Source organism: Pelomonas parva (assembly GCF_043555835.1).
GTDB classification, from domain to species: Bacteria; Pseudomonadota; Gammaproteobacteria; order Burkholderiales; family Burkholderiaceae_C; genus Pelomonas; species Pelomonas parva.
Map to the genome: position 1 here is coordinate 1 of NZ_JBIGHV010000009.1, position 14,707 is coordinate 14,707.

Below are 14,707 nucleotides of genomic sequence, written 5' to 3' on the forward strand. Positions count from 1 at the left end.
CCGCTTTCAACCCGTCGCTTTCGCAATCAGTTGTCAGCAGCAAAGAGGCGAGATTTTGATCTGCTTTCGCAGCATCGTCAAGTACTTTGTTGAATTCTTTTCGAACCCCTCTCAGCACACGACGAACCCAAAGCCCGCCCCAAGCTTTTCAGCTCAGCCCCGCCAACTCCAATCACTCAACCCCTGCGGGTCGCGTTGTTGTCATCAGCGAAGCCCACGACTGTAGCACAGGTTTTTCGCGCTTCGCAACCTCTTCCTTGATCGGTGTGTGAACTCCGCCTGATCGATGTCTTCGCACGCGGGGCGGACGCCGCGCGCAGATCAGTGGACTGCCGTTGAGCCACTCCTGGCGGCGGCAAGCTCTTTCTCGGCGAGTGCGCGAGGATCCTCGCTCTGCAGGAGGCGGGGCAGCACGCCGGCCAAGCGTTGTGCGTCGGAGCGCAGCACCCGCTGCTTGACCGCCGGGATCTGCGAGGGGTGCATGGAAAAGCTCCGCAAGCCCATGGCGAGCAGCAGCTCGGTGAAATCGGGGTCGCCGGCCATTTCGCCGCACACGCTGACGCCCTTGCCGGCGGCGCGCGCCTGGGCGATGGACTGGGAGATAAGCTGCAACACGGCCGGGTGCCAAGGGTCGTAGAGGTGGGCGACCGCCTCGTCGGCGCGATCGATGGCCAGCGTGTACTGGATGAGGTCGTTGGTGCCGATGGAGACGAAGTCGACATGGCGCAGCAACAGCGGCAGCATGACGGCGGCCGCAGGGATCTCGATCATGACGCCCAGCTCGACGTGCGTGTAGGCGTGCCCTGCGTCCGTCAGCTGCTGCTCAACGCGGCGGATGGTCTCGATGATTTGGCGGACCTCGCCGAGGTGGGCCACCATCGGTATCAGCAATCTGACCTTGCCGAATGCGCTTGCCCGGAAGATGGCGCGGAGTTGCTGGCGGAACATGCTGGGTTCGGCCAGGCTCCATCGGATTGCGCGCAAGCCCATGGCCGGGTTCAGGGTGTGCTCGTGGCGCAGCTCGTTGACGGTGAGGCGGTCCAACGGCTTGTCGGCACCAATGTCGACCGTGCGTATCGTGACCGGCATGCCCTTCATCGCCTCGACGGCGGCCTTGTACGCGACGAACTGTTCGTCCTCGCTGGGCAACTCCCCCTCCCGGTTCATGAAGAGGAACTCGCTGCGGAACAGCCCCACGCCCGTCGCGCCGGTGGCGACCGCCACTTCGGCGTCGGCCGGCAGCTCGATGTTGGCATGCAGCTCGATGTGTTCGCCGTCCAGCGTGACGGCCGGCGTGTGGCGCAAACGAGCGAGGCGGGCACGTTCCAGCTCGCTCTGGCGCTGGCGGAAACGGTACTCCTCCAGGATGATGGGCGAGGGGTTGACGATGACGGTGCCGGCGTCGCCGTCGATGATGACCCAGTCGTCCTGCCTGATGAGGCGTGAGGCCTCACGAGTGCCGACGACAGCGGGGATGTCCAGGCTGCGCGCGACGATGGCGGTATGCGAGGTCTTGCCGCCGATGTCGGTGATGAAGCCGCGGAAGACGCTGCGCTTGAACTGCATCATGTCGGCCGGCGCGATGTCGGCGGCGACAAGCAGCAAAGGGTCCTCGCCGCCGAAGTCGCGCGGGGTCACTGGTGTGGGCAAGTCGCCCTGGGCCTGGGACAGCGCGCGCAGGACGCGCTCGACCACTTGTTCGAGGTCGGCCTTGCGCTCACGCAGGTAGTCGTCCTCCATCTCGTCGAACTGCCGTGCCAGCACTTCGAGCTGGGCAGACAGCGCCCACTCGGCGTTGTAGTGACGATCGATGATCCACTGACTGGCGCTGCCAGTCAGTGCCTCGTCGTGCAGCAGCATCAAGTGCACGTCGAGCAGTGCGGCCAGTTCATGCGGCGCATCGGCGGGCAGTTCGTCGCGCAGCGTTTCCAGCTCGCGCACGACGGCATCGCGCCCGCGCAGCAGCCGTGCGATTTCGGGTTGCACCTCGTTCGGCGCGACAAAGTAATGCGCCACGTCGACGCGGCTGGACGCCACCAACACCGCGCGACCGATGGCCACGCCGCGCGATACCGCAATGCCGAACACCTGGAAACTCATCAGCGCACTCCGCAGACCGAGGGATCAATGTAGCCGCTCGCGCGAGGCTCGCGCGTCATGGTTTTTTCATAGTGCGTTCATGGCTGCGTCAAACCGGCCGCTCAGCATTCGACCGCATGAACCGCAGCCAAATCGTCACGCATGCGCCGTCGCATGCCCCCGTCTTGCCGCGCCCGGAGCGCGCCACGCCCGTCCGCCTGAGCGTCAGCTGGGCCAGCAGCGAGGCCGAAGTCCGCGAGGCCCAGGCACTGCGCTACCAGGTCTTCGCCGTCGAGATGGGCGCGCGCCTGGCACCCGGCAAGGGCAGGGCGGCCGACCTGGATATCGACCTCTTCGACGCCTATTGCGAGCATGTGCTGGTACGCGCCGGCGGCGATGACGGTGAGCTGGGCCCGGTCGTCGGCACGTATCGCGTGCTGACCCCGGCAGCCGCCAAGCGCGCTGGCGGCTTCTACAGCGACACCGAGTTCGACCTGACCCGGCTGCGCAGCATGCGCTCGCGGGTGGCGGAGATCGGCCGCTCCTGCGTGCACGCCGACCACCGCAGTGGCGGCGCCATCCTTGCACTGTGGGGCGCGATGGCCGAGTTCATGACGCGCAACGGGCTGGACACCGTCATCGGCTGCGCCAGCGTCAGCATGCGGGACGGCGGGCACTTCGCGGCCAGCCTGTGGAAGCAGATCGCGGCGACACATCTCGCACCTATCGACTGCCAGGTGCGCCCGAGGCTGCCGCTGCCCATCGCCCATCTGCGCCAGGACTTGCAGGTCGAGGCGCCGGCGCTGATCCGCGGCTATCTGCGCTGCGGCGCCAAGCTGATGGGCGAGCCGGCCTGGGACCCGGACTTCAACACTGCCGACCTGCCGCTGCTGGTGCGCATGGCGGACCTGCCGGCGCGCTTTCGCCGCGTCAGCTTTTGAGCCAGTTGGGGACAGAGCTACTCGCTTCGCTCGATCGGTCTGTCCCGCAAGGTCTTATTGACCTTCGCCGAACTTGTCGTTGACGAGGGCGGTGATCGCATCCTGGGCGGCCTGCTCGTCCTCGCCATCGGTTTCCAGCTCGACGGCGGCGCCCAGCCCGGCGGCGAGCATCATGACGCCCATGATGCTCTTGGCGTTCACACGACGGCCGTTGCGGCTCATGTGGACATCGCACTTGAAGCTGCCGGCCAGCTTGGTCAGCTTGGCGGAAGCACGCGCGTGGAGGCCCAGCTTGTTGCTGATGGTGAGGGTGGAGGTGATCATTCGTCCGTAGGCAAGGAGGGCGTGGCGACGACGCCGTCGACCGCGCCTTGCGCGGCGCGCCGGGCCAGTTCGGTCAAAGGCTTCTGGCTGGCATAGCAGAGCGTGCGCCACAACATGGGCACGCTGACGCCGCTGAGCACCTGCACCCCCTCCCCGGCCAGACGCTGAGCGCCGTTGCTGGGCGTGGCGCCGAAAACATCGGTCAACACCAGCCATTCGGGTTGGCTCGCCTCGGCCATCAAGGCGCGGGCAGCGGACTCGACATCCTCGGCGCACTGGCCGGGATGCACGTCCAGCACCGTCAACGTCGGCGCGCAGTCGGGGAAGGTGTGCTCGGCCACCTGCCGCAGCGCAGAGGCGAGCGGCGCGTGGGCGATCACGAGCAGGTTGGGCATGGCGGGATGTTAGCGGGCGGGCTCGACGCGCAGCCCCTTGACGAAGCTGTCCCACGCGACTCCATCGTCCAGGCCCGTCCTCATCAGGGCTTGGTAGACCCGCCCGCCGTGTGAGAACACCGCCACGTGCGTCACGCCATCCTTGCCGGACAGCCAATGCTGGGCCGCGTCCGGCAACGGCGTCATGCCAGGCACCTGCAGCGTCGGGCCAGGCAGCAAGGGCAGCTTCAGTCTGGTGGCCAACGCCAGAGGCATGGCTCTCAAGGCTGCGCCCGCCTGCGTGGGGTCGGGCAGGTCAGCCCAGCTCAGCGCGAACTCCATGGTGCCGGCCTGGCAGTGCGCCAGCCCCATGCCGGCGCGCTGCTCGACATCGGGCTTGCAGGGGAACAGCGCGGCCGCGCCGGAGCCGACCGGCCGGACCTCGCGCCAGTTCAGCACCGGCTGGCAGGCCACCAGCAGGCTGAGCATTAGGGCAAATCCGGCGTTGGCGCGACGTGGCATGGCCGAATTATCGGCAGCAGCCCCGTGACAATTCCGCGATGCAGCAAAGCCCCCCACCCCAGGCCCTCGCGGGCGTGCGCGTGCTGGACCTGTCCCGCGTTCTCGCGGGCCCCTGGTGCACGCAGACACTGGCCGACCTGGGCGCCGATGTCATCAAGATCGAGCGCCCCGGCAGCGGCGACGACACCCGCGCCTGGGGACCGCCCTATCTGAGGGGCGCCGACGGCCAGGACACCTCCGAAGCCGCCTATTTCCTCAGCGCCAACCGCAACAAGCGCTCGCTGGCTGTGGACCTGGCTACGCCCGAAGGCCAGGCCATCGTGCGCAAGCTCGCAGGCCAGGTCGACGTGCTGGTCGAGAACTTCAAGGTCGGCGACCTGGCCAGGTATGGGCTGGATGCACAGAGCCTGCTGGCCGAGCACCCAGGCCTCGTCATCTGCTCCATCACCGGCTTCGGCCAGACGGGGCCCTACGCCCACCGCGCCGGCTACGACTACGCCGTGCAAGGCATGGGCGGGCTGATGAGCGTGACCGGCGAGCGCGACGACCTGCCGGGCGGCGGACCGCAGAAGGTAGGCGTGGCAGTGGCCGACCTGTTCACCGGCATGTACGCGACCGTCGCCATCCTGGCCGCGCTGCGCCACCGGGACGCGACGGGCCAGGGGCAGGTGATCGACATGGCGCTGTTCGACACCCAGCTCGCCATGCTGGCCAACCTGGGCAGCAACTACCTGTGCAGCGGCCAGGCGCCCGGCCGAATGGGCAATGCACACCAGAACATCGTGCCCTACCAGGTCTTCGAGGCCAGCGACGGCCACCTCATCGTCGCAGTGGGCAACGACCGGCAGTTCGCCAAGCTCTGCGACATCGCCGGCCGGCCGGAATGGGCAGCGGATGCGCGCTTCGCCACCAATGCCCAGCGCGTGCGCCACCGGGCCCTGCTCGTGCCGCTGCTGGAGACCGTCATGCGTGAGCGCACGCGCGCGGATTGGCTGGCTTCGCTGGAGACAGCCAAGGTGCCCTGCGGCTCGATCAACTCCATCGCCGAGGCGCTGGCGGACCCGCAGGCGCAGGCGCGAGGCGCCGTCGTGGCCCTGGACCACGCGTTGACGCCAGACCTGCGCCTCGTCGCCAGCCCGATGAAGCTGTCGGCCACGCCGGTGCAGTACCGCCACGCGCCGCCGCTGCTGGGGCAGCACAGCCGCGAACTGTTGCTGGAAGCGGGCTGCAGCGCCGAAGACATCGACGCGTGGCTGGCTGCGGGCGTCATCGCTTGACGGGCAAACCTGGAAAACCTCGTAGAAACCCGCAGCTGAAATCAGCTTCGGGCAACTCTGGATGCCTGGCGCTGCGGGCAAACCCACCCCTGACCCAAGGGTTTCCCCCCAGGCGAGGGATGGAGCCGGTGACCTCCTGCACCCAGCATGCGTTTTCGCACCGCGCCGGGCCCACAACCTAGAACCATCCGCCGCGGCATCCGTCTTCCGGGGTCATGTCCACACCGCCTTCCTCAGCGCCCGTCAGCGCCGCCAACGATGTCATGCCTGAGCCGACCCCGGTGCAGTGGGCGGACATCGTCCAGCAGTTGGGCGCCGAGATCGCCGAGCCGCTGAGCGCGGCGCTGGAACAGATCCAGAACCTGGCCAGCACCGGCCAGATCGACCGCCGCGGCCTGCGCCTGCTGCGTCGCAGCGTGGACGACGCCCGCACCGCCGGCATGCTGGGCCAGCAGCTCGCCCGCCTGGCCTCCGGTCGGCTTCAGCTGAACCGCGAGCGGCAGCACCTGACACAGATGCTGCGCAGCGTGCTGGCCCAGCGCAGCCGCGAAACCCAGGCGCGCGGCGTGCAGGTGCGCCAGTCGCTGCAGCCGGTCGAGATCTGGGCGGACGGCGCCCTGCTGTTCGCGCTGCTGAATGCGCTGATGGACTGGGCGCTGACTAACACGCATTCCTCCGTCGACCTGCGCCTGGACCTGACGCCCTGGCCGGTGAAGGCGCGCCTGAGCTGCCGCTTCGCCCACCGCTCGCTGGAGCTGCTCGCCGATGACGCGCACCACCCTGCGGCGACGCCAGGGCTGGACTCGCTGGCCTGGCGGCTGCTGGAGCAGACCGCCATCACCTTGGGCGTGCTGCCGCTGCGCGAGCAGGAGGCCGGCATCACGCTGCTGACGCTGGAGTTCAACCAGCTCGCGCCCGAGGAAGCGCCGCCGCCGGACAGCACCCACGCCAGGCTGGAGGCCGAGGCCGAGCGCATGGGTGGCAACTCGCGCCCGCTGGCCGGCTGCCAACTGCTCATCCTCACCGCCCACCGCGACATGCGCAACGAAGCCCAGGCTGCCGTGCGCCACATGGGCATGCTGGTCGACGTGGTGGGCAGCGTGGCCGAGGCCGAGCAGTTCTGCCGCGAGGGCTTGCCGCACGTGCTGCTGTTCGATGCGGCGCTGATGAACGAGCCGCTGCTGAACCTGATCGCTGGCATCAGCCGCGATGCGCCGGACTTCGCCTTCGTCGAGATGTTCGACGGCGAGCACCGCACGCAGTTGTCGACGGCCACCTCCGACGGCATTGCCCGCATCTCGCGCCGCCACCTGACGGAGGCCCTGCCCTCGCTGCTGATGTTCGAGCTGTCGCGCAGGAATTGACGGTCTTCCTAGAATGGCGGCCATGCTGACCCGTCGCACCCTCGCCGCCTCCGCCGCTGCCCTCGGCATTGCCGCCCTCTCCGGCTGCGCCAAGGAGCCGGCGCCCGCCGTCGACTACGTGTTGCTCAATGGCCAGAAGGTCAGCTCCAAGCAGTGGGCCGGCAAGGTCATGCTGGTGAACTTCTGGGCCACCAGCTGCGCGACCTGCGTGAAGGAGATGCCGCAGATCGCCGCCACGCACGAGAAGTTCAAGGCGCGCGGCTTCGACACGCTGGCCGTGGCCATGAGCTACGACCCGCCGGCCTTCGTCGCCCGCTTCGCCGAGTCGCGCCAGCTGCCCTTTGGCGTGGCCATCGACAACACCGGCGCCGTCGCCCAGGCCTTCGGCCCGGTGCAGATGACGCCGACGACCTTCCTCATCAACAAGCGCGGCGAGATCGTCAAGCGCTACGTGGGCGAGCCGGACTTCGCCGCAGTGCACGGGCTCATCGAAAAGCTGCTGGCCGAAGGCTGACCCCCGGCAGACGGCGCAGCACCTCTGGGCCGACACTGCGGCGATGCACAAGACCTTCGCCGCCCTGGTCCTCCCGCTGCTGCTGGCCGCCTGCGCCCACCCACCGCCCGCGCCGCCCAAGGTCGAACCCACCTCCGCGCAATTGGAAGCCGCCACCCGCGTCGGCATGGATGCTGTGCAGCTCGGCGCGCTGCTGAACAAGCCGTTGTTCCAGATGCAGCCGGCCGAGCTCGGCCGCTTCCTCGCCTGGCAGCAACTGAACCAGCCCGATCTGCGCCAACGCATCGCCACACTGGCGCGCAAGAACATCGGCCAGCCCTACGAGCTGTACCTGCTGGGCGAGTTCCCCTACGAGACCTACGACCGCCAGCCGCTGTTCGACCTGACCCGGAGCGACTGCGTCGTCTTCGTCGAACACATCTACGCGATGGCGCTCAGTGCCTCGTGGGAGGAGTTCTTCTGGATGCTGCAGCGCCTGCGCTACCGCGAAGGCGTCATCGGCGTGGCCACGCGCAACCATTACACGGAGGCAGACTGGAACATGGCCAACCAGTGGCTGGTCCAGGACGTCACCGGCGCGCTCGGGGCACCGACACGCGCCTACCGCCAGCGCATCGACCGCAGCGCCTTCCTGCAAAAGCGGTTCAAGATCGCGCGCGACATCCCGGTGCAGCAGTTCGAAGATGTCTTCGTCGCCAAGCAGGACGTGGCCGCCATCGAGGCACAGCTACTGGAGGGCGACTTCGTCAACGTGATCTCGGGGCGGGACGGTGGCTACTGGGCTTCGCACGTCGGTCTCATCGCCATTGGCAGCGATGGCCAGCGCCACATCGTGCATTCGGCCGAGCCGCAGGTGCGCGAGGAGACGCTGCAGGGCTTCATCACCCGCCTGAACGAGCGAGACGCGCGCGAGGCCGGCCAGAACAAGCCTCAGCTGGCGGGCTTCAAGTTCCTGCGCCTGAACGACGCGCCACAGGTGCCGCCGATGGCACCGCAGCCGCGACCGGCACGGCCGGCCGCGTTGACGGGCTGATCAGGCGGCCGTGGGGTTCAGTGCGGCGTGGGCCTGCTCGTCCGCGTGGTAACTGCTTCGCACCATCGCACCCACGGCCGCGTGCGTGAAGCCCAGCTCGTAGGCTTCCTTCTCGAACTGCTTGAACATATCCGGCGTCACGTAGCGGCGCACCGGCAGGTGGTGGCCCGACGGCGCCAGGTACTGGCCGATGGTGATCATGTCGATGTTGTGCGCGCGCATGTCGCGCATGACCTGGCGGATCTCGTCGTCCGTCTCGCCCAGGCCGACCATGATGCCGCTCTTGGTCGGCACGCCCGGCACTTCTTCCTTGAAGCGCCGCAGCAGGTCGAGGCTGAACTGGTAGTCCGAGCCCGGGCGCGCTTCCTTGTACAGGCGCGGCGCGGTTTCCAGGTTGTGGTTCATCACGTCCGGCGGCGCGGCCTTCAGGATGTTCAGCGCGCGGTCGGCGCGGCCGCGGAAGTCGGGCACCAGCACCTCGATCTGCGTCGCCGGCGACAGCTCGCGCGTCTTGGTGATGCACTCGGCGAAATGACCGGCACCGCCGTCCTTCAGGTCGTCACGGTCCACGCTGGTGATGACGACGTACTTGAGCTTGAGCGCCGCGATCGTCTTGGCCAGGTTCAGAGGCTCGTCCACGTCCAGCGGGTCCGGCCGGCCGTGGCCCACGTCGCAGAACGGGCAGCGGCGCGTGCACTTGTCGCCCATGATCATGAAGGTGGCCGTGCCCTTGCCGAAGCACTCGCCGATGTTGGGGCACGAGGCTTCTTCGCAGACAGTGTGCAGCTTGTGCTCGCGCAGGATCTGCTTGATCTCGTAGAAGCGGGTCGACGGCGAGCCGGCCTTGACGCGGATCCAGTCCGGCTTCTTCAGCACCTCCGCCGGCACGATCTTGATCGGGATGCGCGAAGTCTTGGCCTCGGCCTTTTGCTTGATCGTCGGGTCGTAGGTGGTCGTGTCGGACATGGTCATGACGTGAACTGTGCCGAGAGCCGCTCGGCGAGCCGCCCGGCCGCGATCGGCCAGTCGGTGAAAACCCCGAGTTTATCGAGGGATGTGGTTGCCAGCCCTTCGTATCCGCACGGGTTGATGCGTTGGAAGGGTTCCAGATCCATCGCCACATTGAGCGCGAGACCGTGATACGTGCAGTGGCGGCTGACCTTGATGCCCAGGGCTGCCACTTTGGCCAGGCCCTTGAAGGCGTTTGCCGGATCGACCGGCCCGGCCAGCGCCGCGTGGCTGCCGGGGTCGGCCGGGCGCACGTAGATGCCCGGTGCGCTGGCCACCCGCAGGCCGGTCACGCCGTAGCTGTCCAGCGTCTGGATGATGGCCGTCTCCAGGCGGAAGACGTACTCCTTGACGAAGATGCCCTGGCGCCGCAGGTCGACGAGCGGGTAGGCCGTCACCTGGCCGGGGCCGTGGTACGTGACCTGACCGCCGCGCTCGGTCGGCACGACGGGAATGTCGCCAGGCAGCAGCAGGTGCTCCGGTTTGCCGGCGATGCCTTGCGTGAAGGTGGGCGGGTGCTCGCAGAGCCAGAGCTCGTCCGGCGTTTCTGCATCGCGCGCCGCCGTGAAGGCGCGCATGGCCTCCAGCGTGGGCAGGTAGTCGACCCGCCCGAGGGTCTTGACGATCATGCGGGCATCATAGGCAGGCGCTGTAAGCCCTCGCCATCTCAAGCCGACTGCCATGCCAATGATTGCCGCCCTGCTTCTCGCCGCCTCGCTGTCCGACGCGCTGACCGCCTATGACGATGGCGATCTCAGGACGGCCGCCAAGGGCTTTACCGAATCCGCGCAACGCGGCGAGCCGCTGGGCCAGTTCAACCTGGCCATGATGAATCTGCGCCGCGAGCTGCCCGGGGCGAGCGACGCTAAAGCCTGGACGCTGCTCGAGCGAGCCGCGGCGCAGAAGTTCGCGCTGGCCGAGAACGCGCTGGGCGAGATGGTCGAGCAGGGCCGCCGCGGCAAGCCCGACCCCGCAGCCGCGTGCGGCTGGTTCGAACGCGCCGCCGAGCACGGCAACGGCGACGGCGCACTGGCCATCGCCACCTGCTACTACCTCGGACGCGGCCGGCCGCAGGACATGATCCAGGCCCACCGCTGGTACCTGGAAGCCGCCAAGGCCGGCGACGTCGGCGCGCAATACCTGGTCGCGTCGATGTTTGAGACTGGGTTGGGCGTGGAAGCTGACCAGCGGCTGGCGCGCTATTGGTTCGACGTGGCCGCGAAGAACGGCGACGTGGCGGCCAAGGCCAAGATCAAGGTGCTGGACAGTGCCAGCTGATCAGAGGACGACCTTGACCATCGGGTGCGTCGTCAACGTCCGGTAGATCTCGTCGAGCTGCTCGCGGCTCGTGGCCGTGATGGTGATCGTCAGGCCCAGGTAGTTGCCGGCCTTGCTCGGACGCTGCTCGATGGTGGACGCGTCGAAGCCCGGGTCGAACTGCTTGGCGACGTGGGCGATGGCATCGACGAAGCCGTCGACCTTGGCGCCCATAACCTTGATGGGGAACTGCGACGGGTATTCGATGAGCGACTTCTCGGGCGGGACCTCAGGCAATTCAGGCGGCAGATTCATGGGGACCTCGCTGCTCACTTGATCCACAGGCGGATCGAATCGAACGCCCGCCCGAAGATGCCGGCGACCGGCACGGCCTCCTGCACGATCAGCGGCACCTCGGCCACCGGCGCGCCGGCCGTCGTCGTCACGCGCAGCGTGCCGACGCGCTGGCCCTTGTTCAGCGGCGCGACCAGCGGGTCGGTGCGCTCGACCTGGGTCTGCAGCTTGCCGGCGTCGCCGCGCGGCACGGCCACAAAGACCGCGTCGGCAGCGCCCAGCCGGGCTTCCTTGGCCTCGCCCTTCCAGACCGGCACGGTGGCGATCGCCTTGCCGGCGTCGAAGATCTTGACCGCGTCGAAGGCCGTGTAGCCCCAGTTCAGCAACTTCTGGCTCTCGCTGGCACGCGCTTCCTTCGACGATGTGCCCATGACGACGCTGAGCAGGCGGCGCTTGCCGTTCGGGAAGTCGCGGTTCGCGCTGGACACCAGGCAGTAGCCGGCGGCCTCGGTGTAGCCGGTCTTCATACCGTCCACCGACGGGTCGCGGCGCAGCAGCAGGTTGCGGTTGTCCTGGCGGATCTTGTTGAAGGTGTAGTCGCGCTGCGAGTAGTAGCCGTAGTACTCGGGGAAGTCCTTGATGATGTGGGCGGCGATGGTCGCGATGTCGCGCGCGCTGGCCCTGTGACCAGGCTCGGACATGCCGGTCACGTTCTTGAACTCGGTGTTCTTCAGGCCCCAGGCCTGGACCTGGCGGTTCATCAGCTGCACAAAGCCTTCGACGCTGCCGCCGACGCCCTCGGCCAGCGCCACGGCGGCATCGTTGCCGCTCTGGATGATGAGGCCGCGCAGCAGCTCGTCGACCTTGGGCGTCATCGTGGTGTCGATGAACATCAGCGACGGGTCGCCCTTGCGCTCGTCCCAGGCGCGCTTGGAGATGGTCAGCGGCTGCTCCAGTGACAGCTTCTTTTCGCGCAGCGCGCCGAAGACGACGTAGGCCGTCATCAGCTTGGTCAGGGAGGCCGGGTCCTGCGGCGTGTCGGCATCGCGCTCACCGAGGGTCTTGTTGGCCGTGAGGTCGACCAACACGTAGTTGCGTGCGGCGATCTCGGGCGGTTGCGGGGCCTGGGCCTGAGCAGTCAGCGCCAGGGCGGCAAGGAAGGAAGCAAGCAGTCTTTTCATCGATTCTGTTCAGGTGCAGTGGTCAGATCCGGGTGGGATCGAAGGCGCGCACCACAAGGGACTTGAGCAGCGGCAGCTGCCCGTGGAAGAAATGGCCCACGCCGGGGACGACGACCACCGGCAGGCTCTGCGGTCGGGCCCAGTCGAGCACGGCGGCGAGGGGCACGACGTCGTCGACCTCGCCGTGGATGACCACGGTGTCGGCCGGCACGGGGGCGGTGTCGAAGCGGCTCGTGGCGGGGCCGACGAGGACGAGGCGTTGCGCGGGTTCGGTCACCCGCAGCGCAGCCTGGGAGGCGACATAGCCGCCAAAGGAGAAGCCGGACAGGACCAGCGCCTCGCCGGGCGCGCGGACGGCGGCCAGCACCGCGAGCGCGTCATCCACCTCGCCGCGCCCTTCGTCCCACGCGCCTTCGGACTTGCCGATACCGCGGAAGTTGAAGCGCACGGCTCGCCAGCCGAGTTGCATGAAGGCGCGGGCCAAGGTCTGCACGACCTTGTTGTCCATCGTGCCGCCCTGGGTCGGGTTGGGGTGGCAGATGAGCGCCGTCCCGACCGGCGCGACGCCATCGGCGGGGAGGTCGATGGCCACCTCGATCTGGCCCGCCGGCCCGGGGACGAGGCGCTTTTCAGTCTGCGAATTCATCGGCCGACGGCGTCCGGCAGCACCAGGCGCTCGACGACCTTGCCGTCGCGCAGATGGCTTTCGACGATCTCGTCGATGTCGCTCTTGTCGACCCAGGAGTACCAGACGGCCTCCGGGTAGACCACGGCCACCGGCCCGCCGGCGCAGCGGTCCAGGCAACCCGCCTTGTTGACGCGCACGCCGCCCTTGCCGGCGAGCCCGAGCTGCTTCACGCGGGACTTGCAGTGGTCGAACGCGGCCTGGGCGTCATGGTCGGCACAACTGGCCTCGCCATTGGCGCGCTGGTTCAGGCAGACGAAGAGGTGGCGCTGGTAGTAACTCATCGCGGCGGATTCTCTCATCGGGGCTTTTGCACCAGGCGCGCGGCCAGCCAGAACAGCGCGATGAAGGGCCAGGTCCAGGCCACCCAGCGCGTCAGGCCATAAAAGTTGACGAAGCGGCCATGCTCCCAGGCCTGCATGTTCAGCGTCAGATAGGGGTCACTGGGCGCGACGCTGATCAGGGCGATCAACGCGCAGATGCCGAGCAGCCCGAGGGCTGCCGCCACGCGCGACGGCAGCAGGCAGGCCAGCAGCGCCAGCACCACGCCCAGCCCGACGCCGGGCCGCGTCGCATCGCTGAGCCAGGCCCAGGCGTGGTCCGGCCCGAAGGCCATGGCGGTCGCCGTGGCGGTACCCAGCAGGCCCAGCAGCACGGCGCCGCCAGCCAGCACCAGGCGCCGCGGCCCGGGCCGGGCGACCACGATCATCATCAGCACCGGCGCCACCAGGCCGAGCGCGATGGCAAGCGCCTGCAAGCCGGGCGGCAAGGCATGCTCGACGGTGACGGCATCGCCCCAGCTCAGAGCCCAGGGCGTGCCTTCCAGCGCATCCAGCAGGCTCTCCCGCCACCAGGGCAACCACTGGCCCAGGCCGAAGGGCAGCGGCGTCGGGTAGAGCAGCGCCACCGGCCACAGCGCCAGCAGGGCCAGGGCCGGTGCGCTGCTGGCGCCGAACCAGTGGTCGCGCACATCCTCCCAGCGCTGCAGGCCGCCCAGGGCGTTGAGCACCACGCCCAGCAAGGCGCCCAGCGTGCTGCCGCCGACGTTCAACGCCCAGTCCGACAACGACGGCACGCGCCCGGGCAGGAAGAACTGCAGCGTCTCCATCACGAATGACAGCGCCGGGCCGAGCAGCAGGCCCATCAACCAGGCGACCCGCAGCCCCCAGCCGGACCGGACCGCCGCCGCAAAGCCGAGCAGGCCCAGCGGCATGTAGCCGATCAGGTTGGCCTCCAAATCGAAAGCCCAGAAGCGCGGCGGCCACGGCAGGCCGAACAGCCAGGGCAGGCCCATGCCGGGCGGCCAACGCCAGGGCCAGAACGGATAGAGGCTGGCGTAGATGACCAGGCCGATGTGGGCCAGCAACAGCCAGGTGGCGGAACTCTGGCGACGCCGCATGTTCAGAAGGGCTTGACGGTCACCAGCACCACGGTGGCGGCGAACAGCAGCACCGCGCTCTCGTTGTAGACGCGGAACCAGCGGTGGCTGCGGCGGTTGGACAGTTCCTCGAAGCTGCGCAGCAAGCGACGGTTCATGTGGTGCAGCCCGATGGCACCGACGACCAAGAGCATCTTGGCGTGCAGCCAGTAGCTGCCGGAAAAGCGGGTCGCGCCCCAACCCACCAGCACCCAGATGCCCAGCAGCAGCGCCACGCCCATCAGCAGGCTGCTGAAGCGGTGCAGCTTGTGCGCCATCAGCAGCAGTCGCTCACGCTCGGCATGGCTGTCGGTCGGCACCATGGCCAGGTTCACGAAGATGCGCGGCAGGTAGAAAAGCCCGGCAAACCAGGCGGCGACGAAGACGATGTGGAACGCTTTGACCCAGAGCATGGCGGCATTATGGGCAGGCTGCAG

The 14,707-nt window shown here is 68.3% G+C and carries 18 protein-coding genes; 6 read left to right on the plus strand and 12 right to left on the minus strand.

Annotation, left to right across the window (positions count from 1 at the left end; genetic code table 11):
- Window positions 1-321: 321 nt before the first annotated feature.
- Entirely contained in the window at window positions 322-2,100 is a 1,779-nt protein-coding gene (ptsP, locus tag ACG00Y_RS21830; protein WP_394482551.1) for a phosphoenolpyruvate--protein phosphotransferase, read from the minus strand.
- A gap of 116 nt (window positions 2,101-2,216) precedes the next feature.
- Between ptsP and ACG00Y_RS21835 the strand changes: the two genes are divergently transcribed.
- Window positions 2,217-3,020 (plus strand): GNAT family N-acetyltransferase, encoded by an 804-nt coding sequence (locus ACG00Y_RS21835; RefSeq protein WP_394482553.1) that lies wholly within the window; start codon window positions 2,217-2,219, stop codon window positions 3,018-3,020.
- Window positions 3,021-3,074: 54 nt separating this feature from the next.
- Here the strand turns inward: ACG00Y_RS21835 and ACG00Y_RS21840 are convergent, their stop codons facing one another.
- Genes ACG00Y_RS21840 through ACG00Y_RS21850 form a run of 3 tightly spaced genes read right to left on the minus strand, consistent with a single transcriptional unit; the run spans window position 3,075 to window position 4,240 of the window.
- Complete coding sequence (locus ACG00Y_RS21840) at window positions 3,075-3,344, minus strand: HPr family phosphocarrier protein (RefSeq protein WP_394482555.1); 270 nt, start codon at window positions 3,342-3,344, stop codon at window positions 3,075-3,077.
- Window positions 3,341-3,739 carry a PTS sugar transporter subunit IIA gene (locus ACG00Y_RS21845; RefSeq protein WP_394482556.1) on the minus strand — a complete coding sequence of 133 codons (399 nt, stop codon included), beginning with the start codon at window positions 3,737-3,739 and terminating at the stop codon, window positions 3,341-3,343. The genes ACG00Y_RS21840 and ACG00Y_RS21845 overlap by 4 nt, the downstream gene beginning before the upstream one ends.
- A 9-nt stretch (window positions 3,740-3,748) precedes the next feature.
- Window positions 3,749-4,240: a hypothetical protein gene (locus tag ACG00Y_RS21850; protein WP_394482558.1), complete on the minus strand. Its 492-nt coding sequence runs from the start codon at window positions 4,238-4,240 to the stop codon at window positions 3,749-3,751.
- A 38-nt stretch (window positions 4,241-4,278) separates the two neighbouring features.
- Between ACG00Y_RS21850 and ACG00Y_RS21855 the strand changes: the two genes are divergently transcribed.
- The 4 genes from ACG00Y_RS21855 (at window position 4,279) to ACG00Y_RS21870 (ending at window position 8,428) form a co-directional block, all read left to right on the plus strand.
- Window positions 4,279-5,517: a CaiB/BaiF CoA transferase family protein gene (locus ACG00Y_RS21855; protein ID WP_394482560.1), complete on the plus strand. Its 1,239-nt coding sequence runs from the start codon at window positions 4,279-4,281 to the stop codon at window positions 5,515-5,517.
- 263 nt (window positions 5,518-5,780) lie between these two features.
- Window positions 5,781-6,881 carry a hypothetical protein gene (locus ACG00Y_RS21860; protein ID WP_394482563.1) on the plus strand — a complete coding sequence of 367 codons (1,101 nt, stop codon included), beginning with the start codon at window positions 5,781-5,783 and terminating at the stop codon, window positions 6,879-6,881.
- A gap of 22 nt (window positions 6,882-6,903) precedes the next feature.
- Window positions 6,904-7,395: a peroxiredoxin family protein gene (locus ACG00Y_RS21865; RefSeq protein ID WP_394482565.1), complete on the plus strand. Its 492-nt coding sequence runs from the start codon at window positions 6,904-6,906 to the stop codon at window positions 7,393-7,395.
- 43 nt (window positions 7,396-7,438) lie between these two features.
- The gene (locus ACG00Y_RS21870) at window positions 7,439-8,428 is read left to right on the plus strand and encodes an N-acetylmuramoyl-L-alanine amidase-like domain-containing protein (protein WP_394482566.1); all 990 of its coding nucleotides are present in this window, start codon (window positions 7,439-7,441) and stop codon (window positions 8,426-8,428) included.
- Here the strand turns inward: ACG00Y_RS21870 and lipA are convergent, their stop codons facing one another.
- Window positions 8,429-9,400, minus strand: coding sequence for a lipoyl synthase (gene lipA / locus ACG00Y_RS21875; RefSeq protein ID WP_394482569.1), 972 nt, complete (start codon window positions 9,398-9,400; stop codon window positions 8,429-8,431).
- Window positions 9,397-10,065: a lipoyl(octanoyl) transferase LipB gene (gene lipB, locus ACG00Y_RS21880; protein WP_394482571.1), complete on the minus strand. Its 669-nt coding sequence runs from the start codon at window positions 10,063-10,065 to the stop codon at window positions 9,397-9,399. Before lipB ends, lipA begins: the two co-directional genes overlap by 4 nt.
- Window positions 10,066-10,123: 58 nt before the next feature.
- Between lipB and ACG00Y_RS21885 the strand changes: the two genes are divergently transcribed.
- A complete protein-coding gene (locus tag ACG00Y_RS21885; protein ID WP_394482573.1) occupies window positions 10,124-10,714 on the plus strand; it encodes a tetratricopeptide repeat protein in 591 nt (196 codons plus the stop codon).
- Here the strand turns inward: ACG00Y_RS21885 and ACG00Y_RS21890 are convergent, their stop codons facing one another.
- Genes ACG00Y_RS21890 through ACG00Y_RS21915 form a run of 6 tightly spaced genes read right to left on the minus strand, consistent with a single transcriptional unit; the run spans window position 10,715 to window position 14,683 of the window.
- Window positions 10,715-11,008: a YbeD family protein gene (locus tag ACG00Y_RS21890; protein WP_394482575.1), complete on the minus strand. Its 294-nt coding sequence runs from the start codon at window positions 11,006-11,008 to the stop codon at window positions 10,715-10,717.
- A gap of 14 nt (window positions 11,009-11,022) precedes the next feature.
- Window positions 11,023-12,168 (minus strand): D-alanyl-D-alanine carboxypeptidase family protein, encoded by a 1,146-nt coding sequence (locus ACG00Y_RS21895; protein WP_394482577.1) that lies wholly within the window; start codon window positions 12,166-12,168, stop codon window positions 11,023-11,025.
- A 22-nt stretch (window positions 12,169-12,190) separates the two neighbouring features.
- Window positions 12,191-12,814 (minus strand): alpha/beta hydrolase, encoded by a 624-nt coding sequence (locus tag ACG00Y_RS21900; RefSeq protein WP_394482579.1) that lies wholly within the window; start codon window positions 12,812-12,814, stop codon window positions 12,191-12,193.
- Window positions 12,811-13,155 (minus strand): (2Fe-2S) ferredoxin domain-containing protein, encoded by a 345-nt coding sequence (locus tag ACG00Y_RS21905; RefSeq protein WP_394482582.1) that lies wholly within the window; start codon window positions 13,153-13,155, stop codon window positions 12,811-12,813. The genes ACG00Y_RS21900 and ACG00Y_RS21905 overlap by 4 nt, the downstream gene beginning before the upstream one ends.
- Window positions 13,152-14,252, minus strand: a complete 1,101-nt coding sequence (locus tag ACG00Y_RS21910; RefSeq protein WP_394482585.1) for a VanZ family protein — start codon at window positions 14,250-14,252, stop codon at window positions 13,152-13,154. The genes ACG00Y_RS21905 and ACG00Y_RS21910 overlap by 4 nt, the downstream gene beginning before the upstream one ends.
- 2 nt (window positions 14,253-14,254) lie before the next feature.
- Window positions 14,255-14,683, minus strand: coding sequence for a CopD family protein (locus tag ACG00Y_RS21915; protein ID WP_394482588.1), 429 nt, complete (start codon window positions 14,681-14,683; stop codon window positions 14,255-14,257).
- Between the last annotated feature and the right edge of the window lie 24 nt (window positions 14,684-14,707).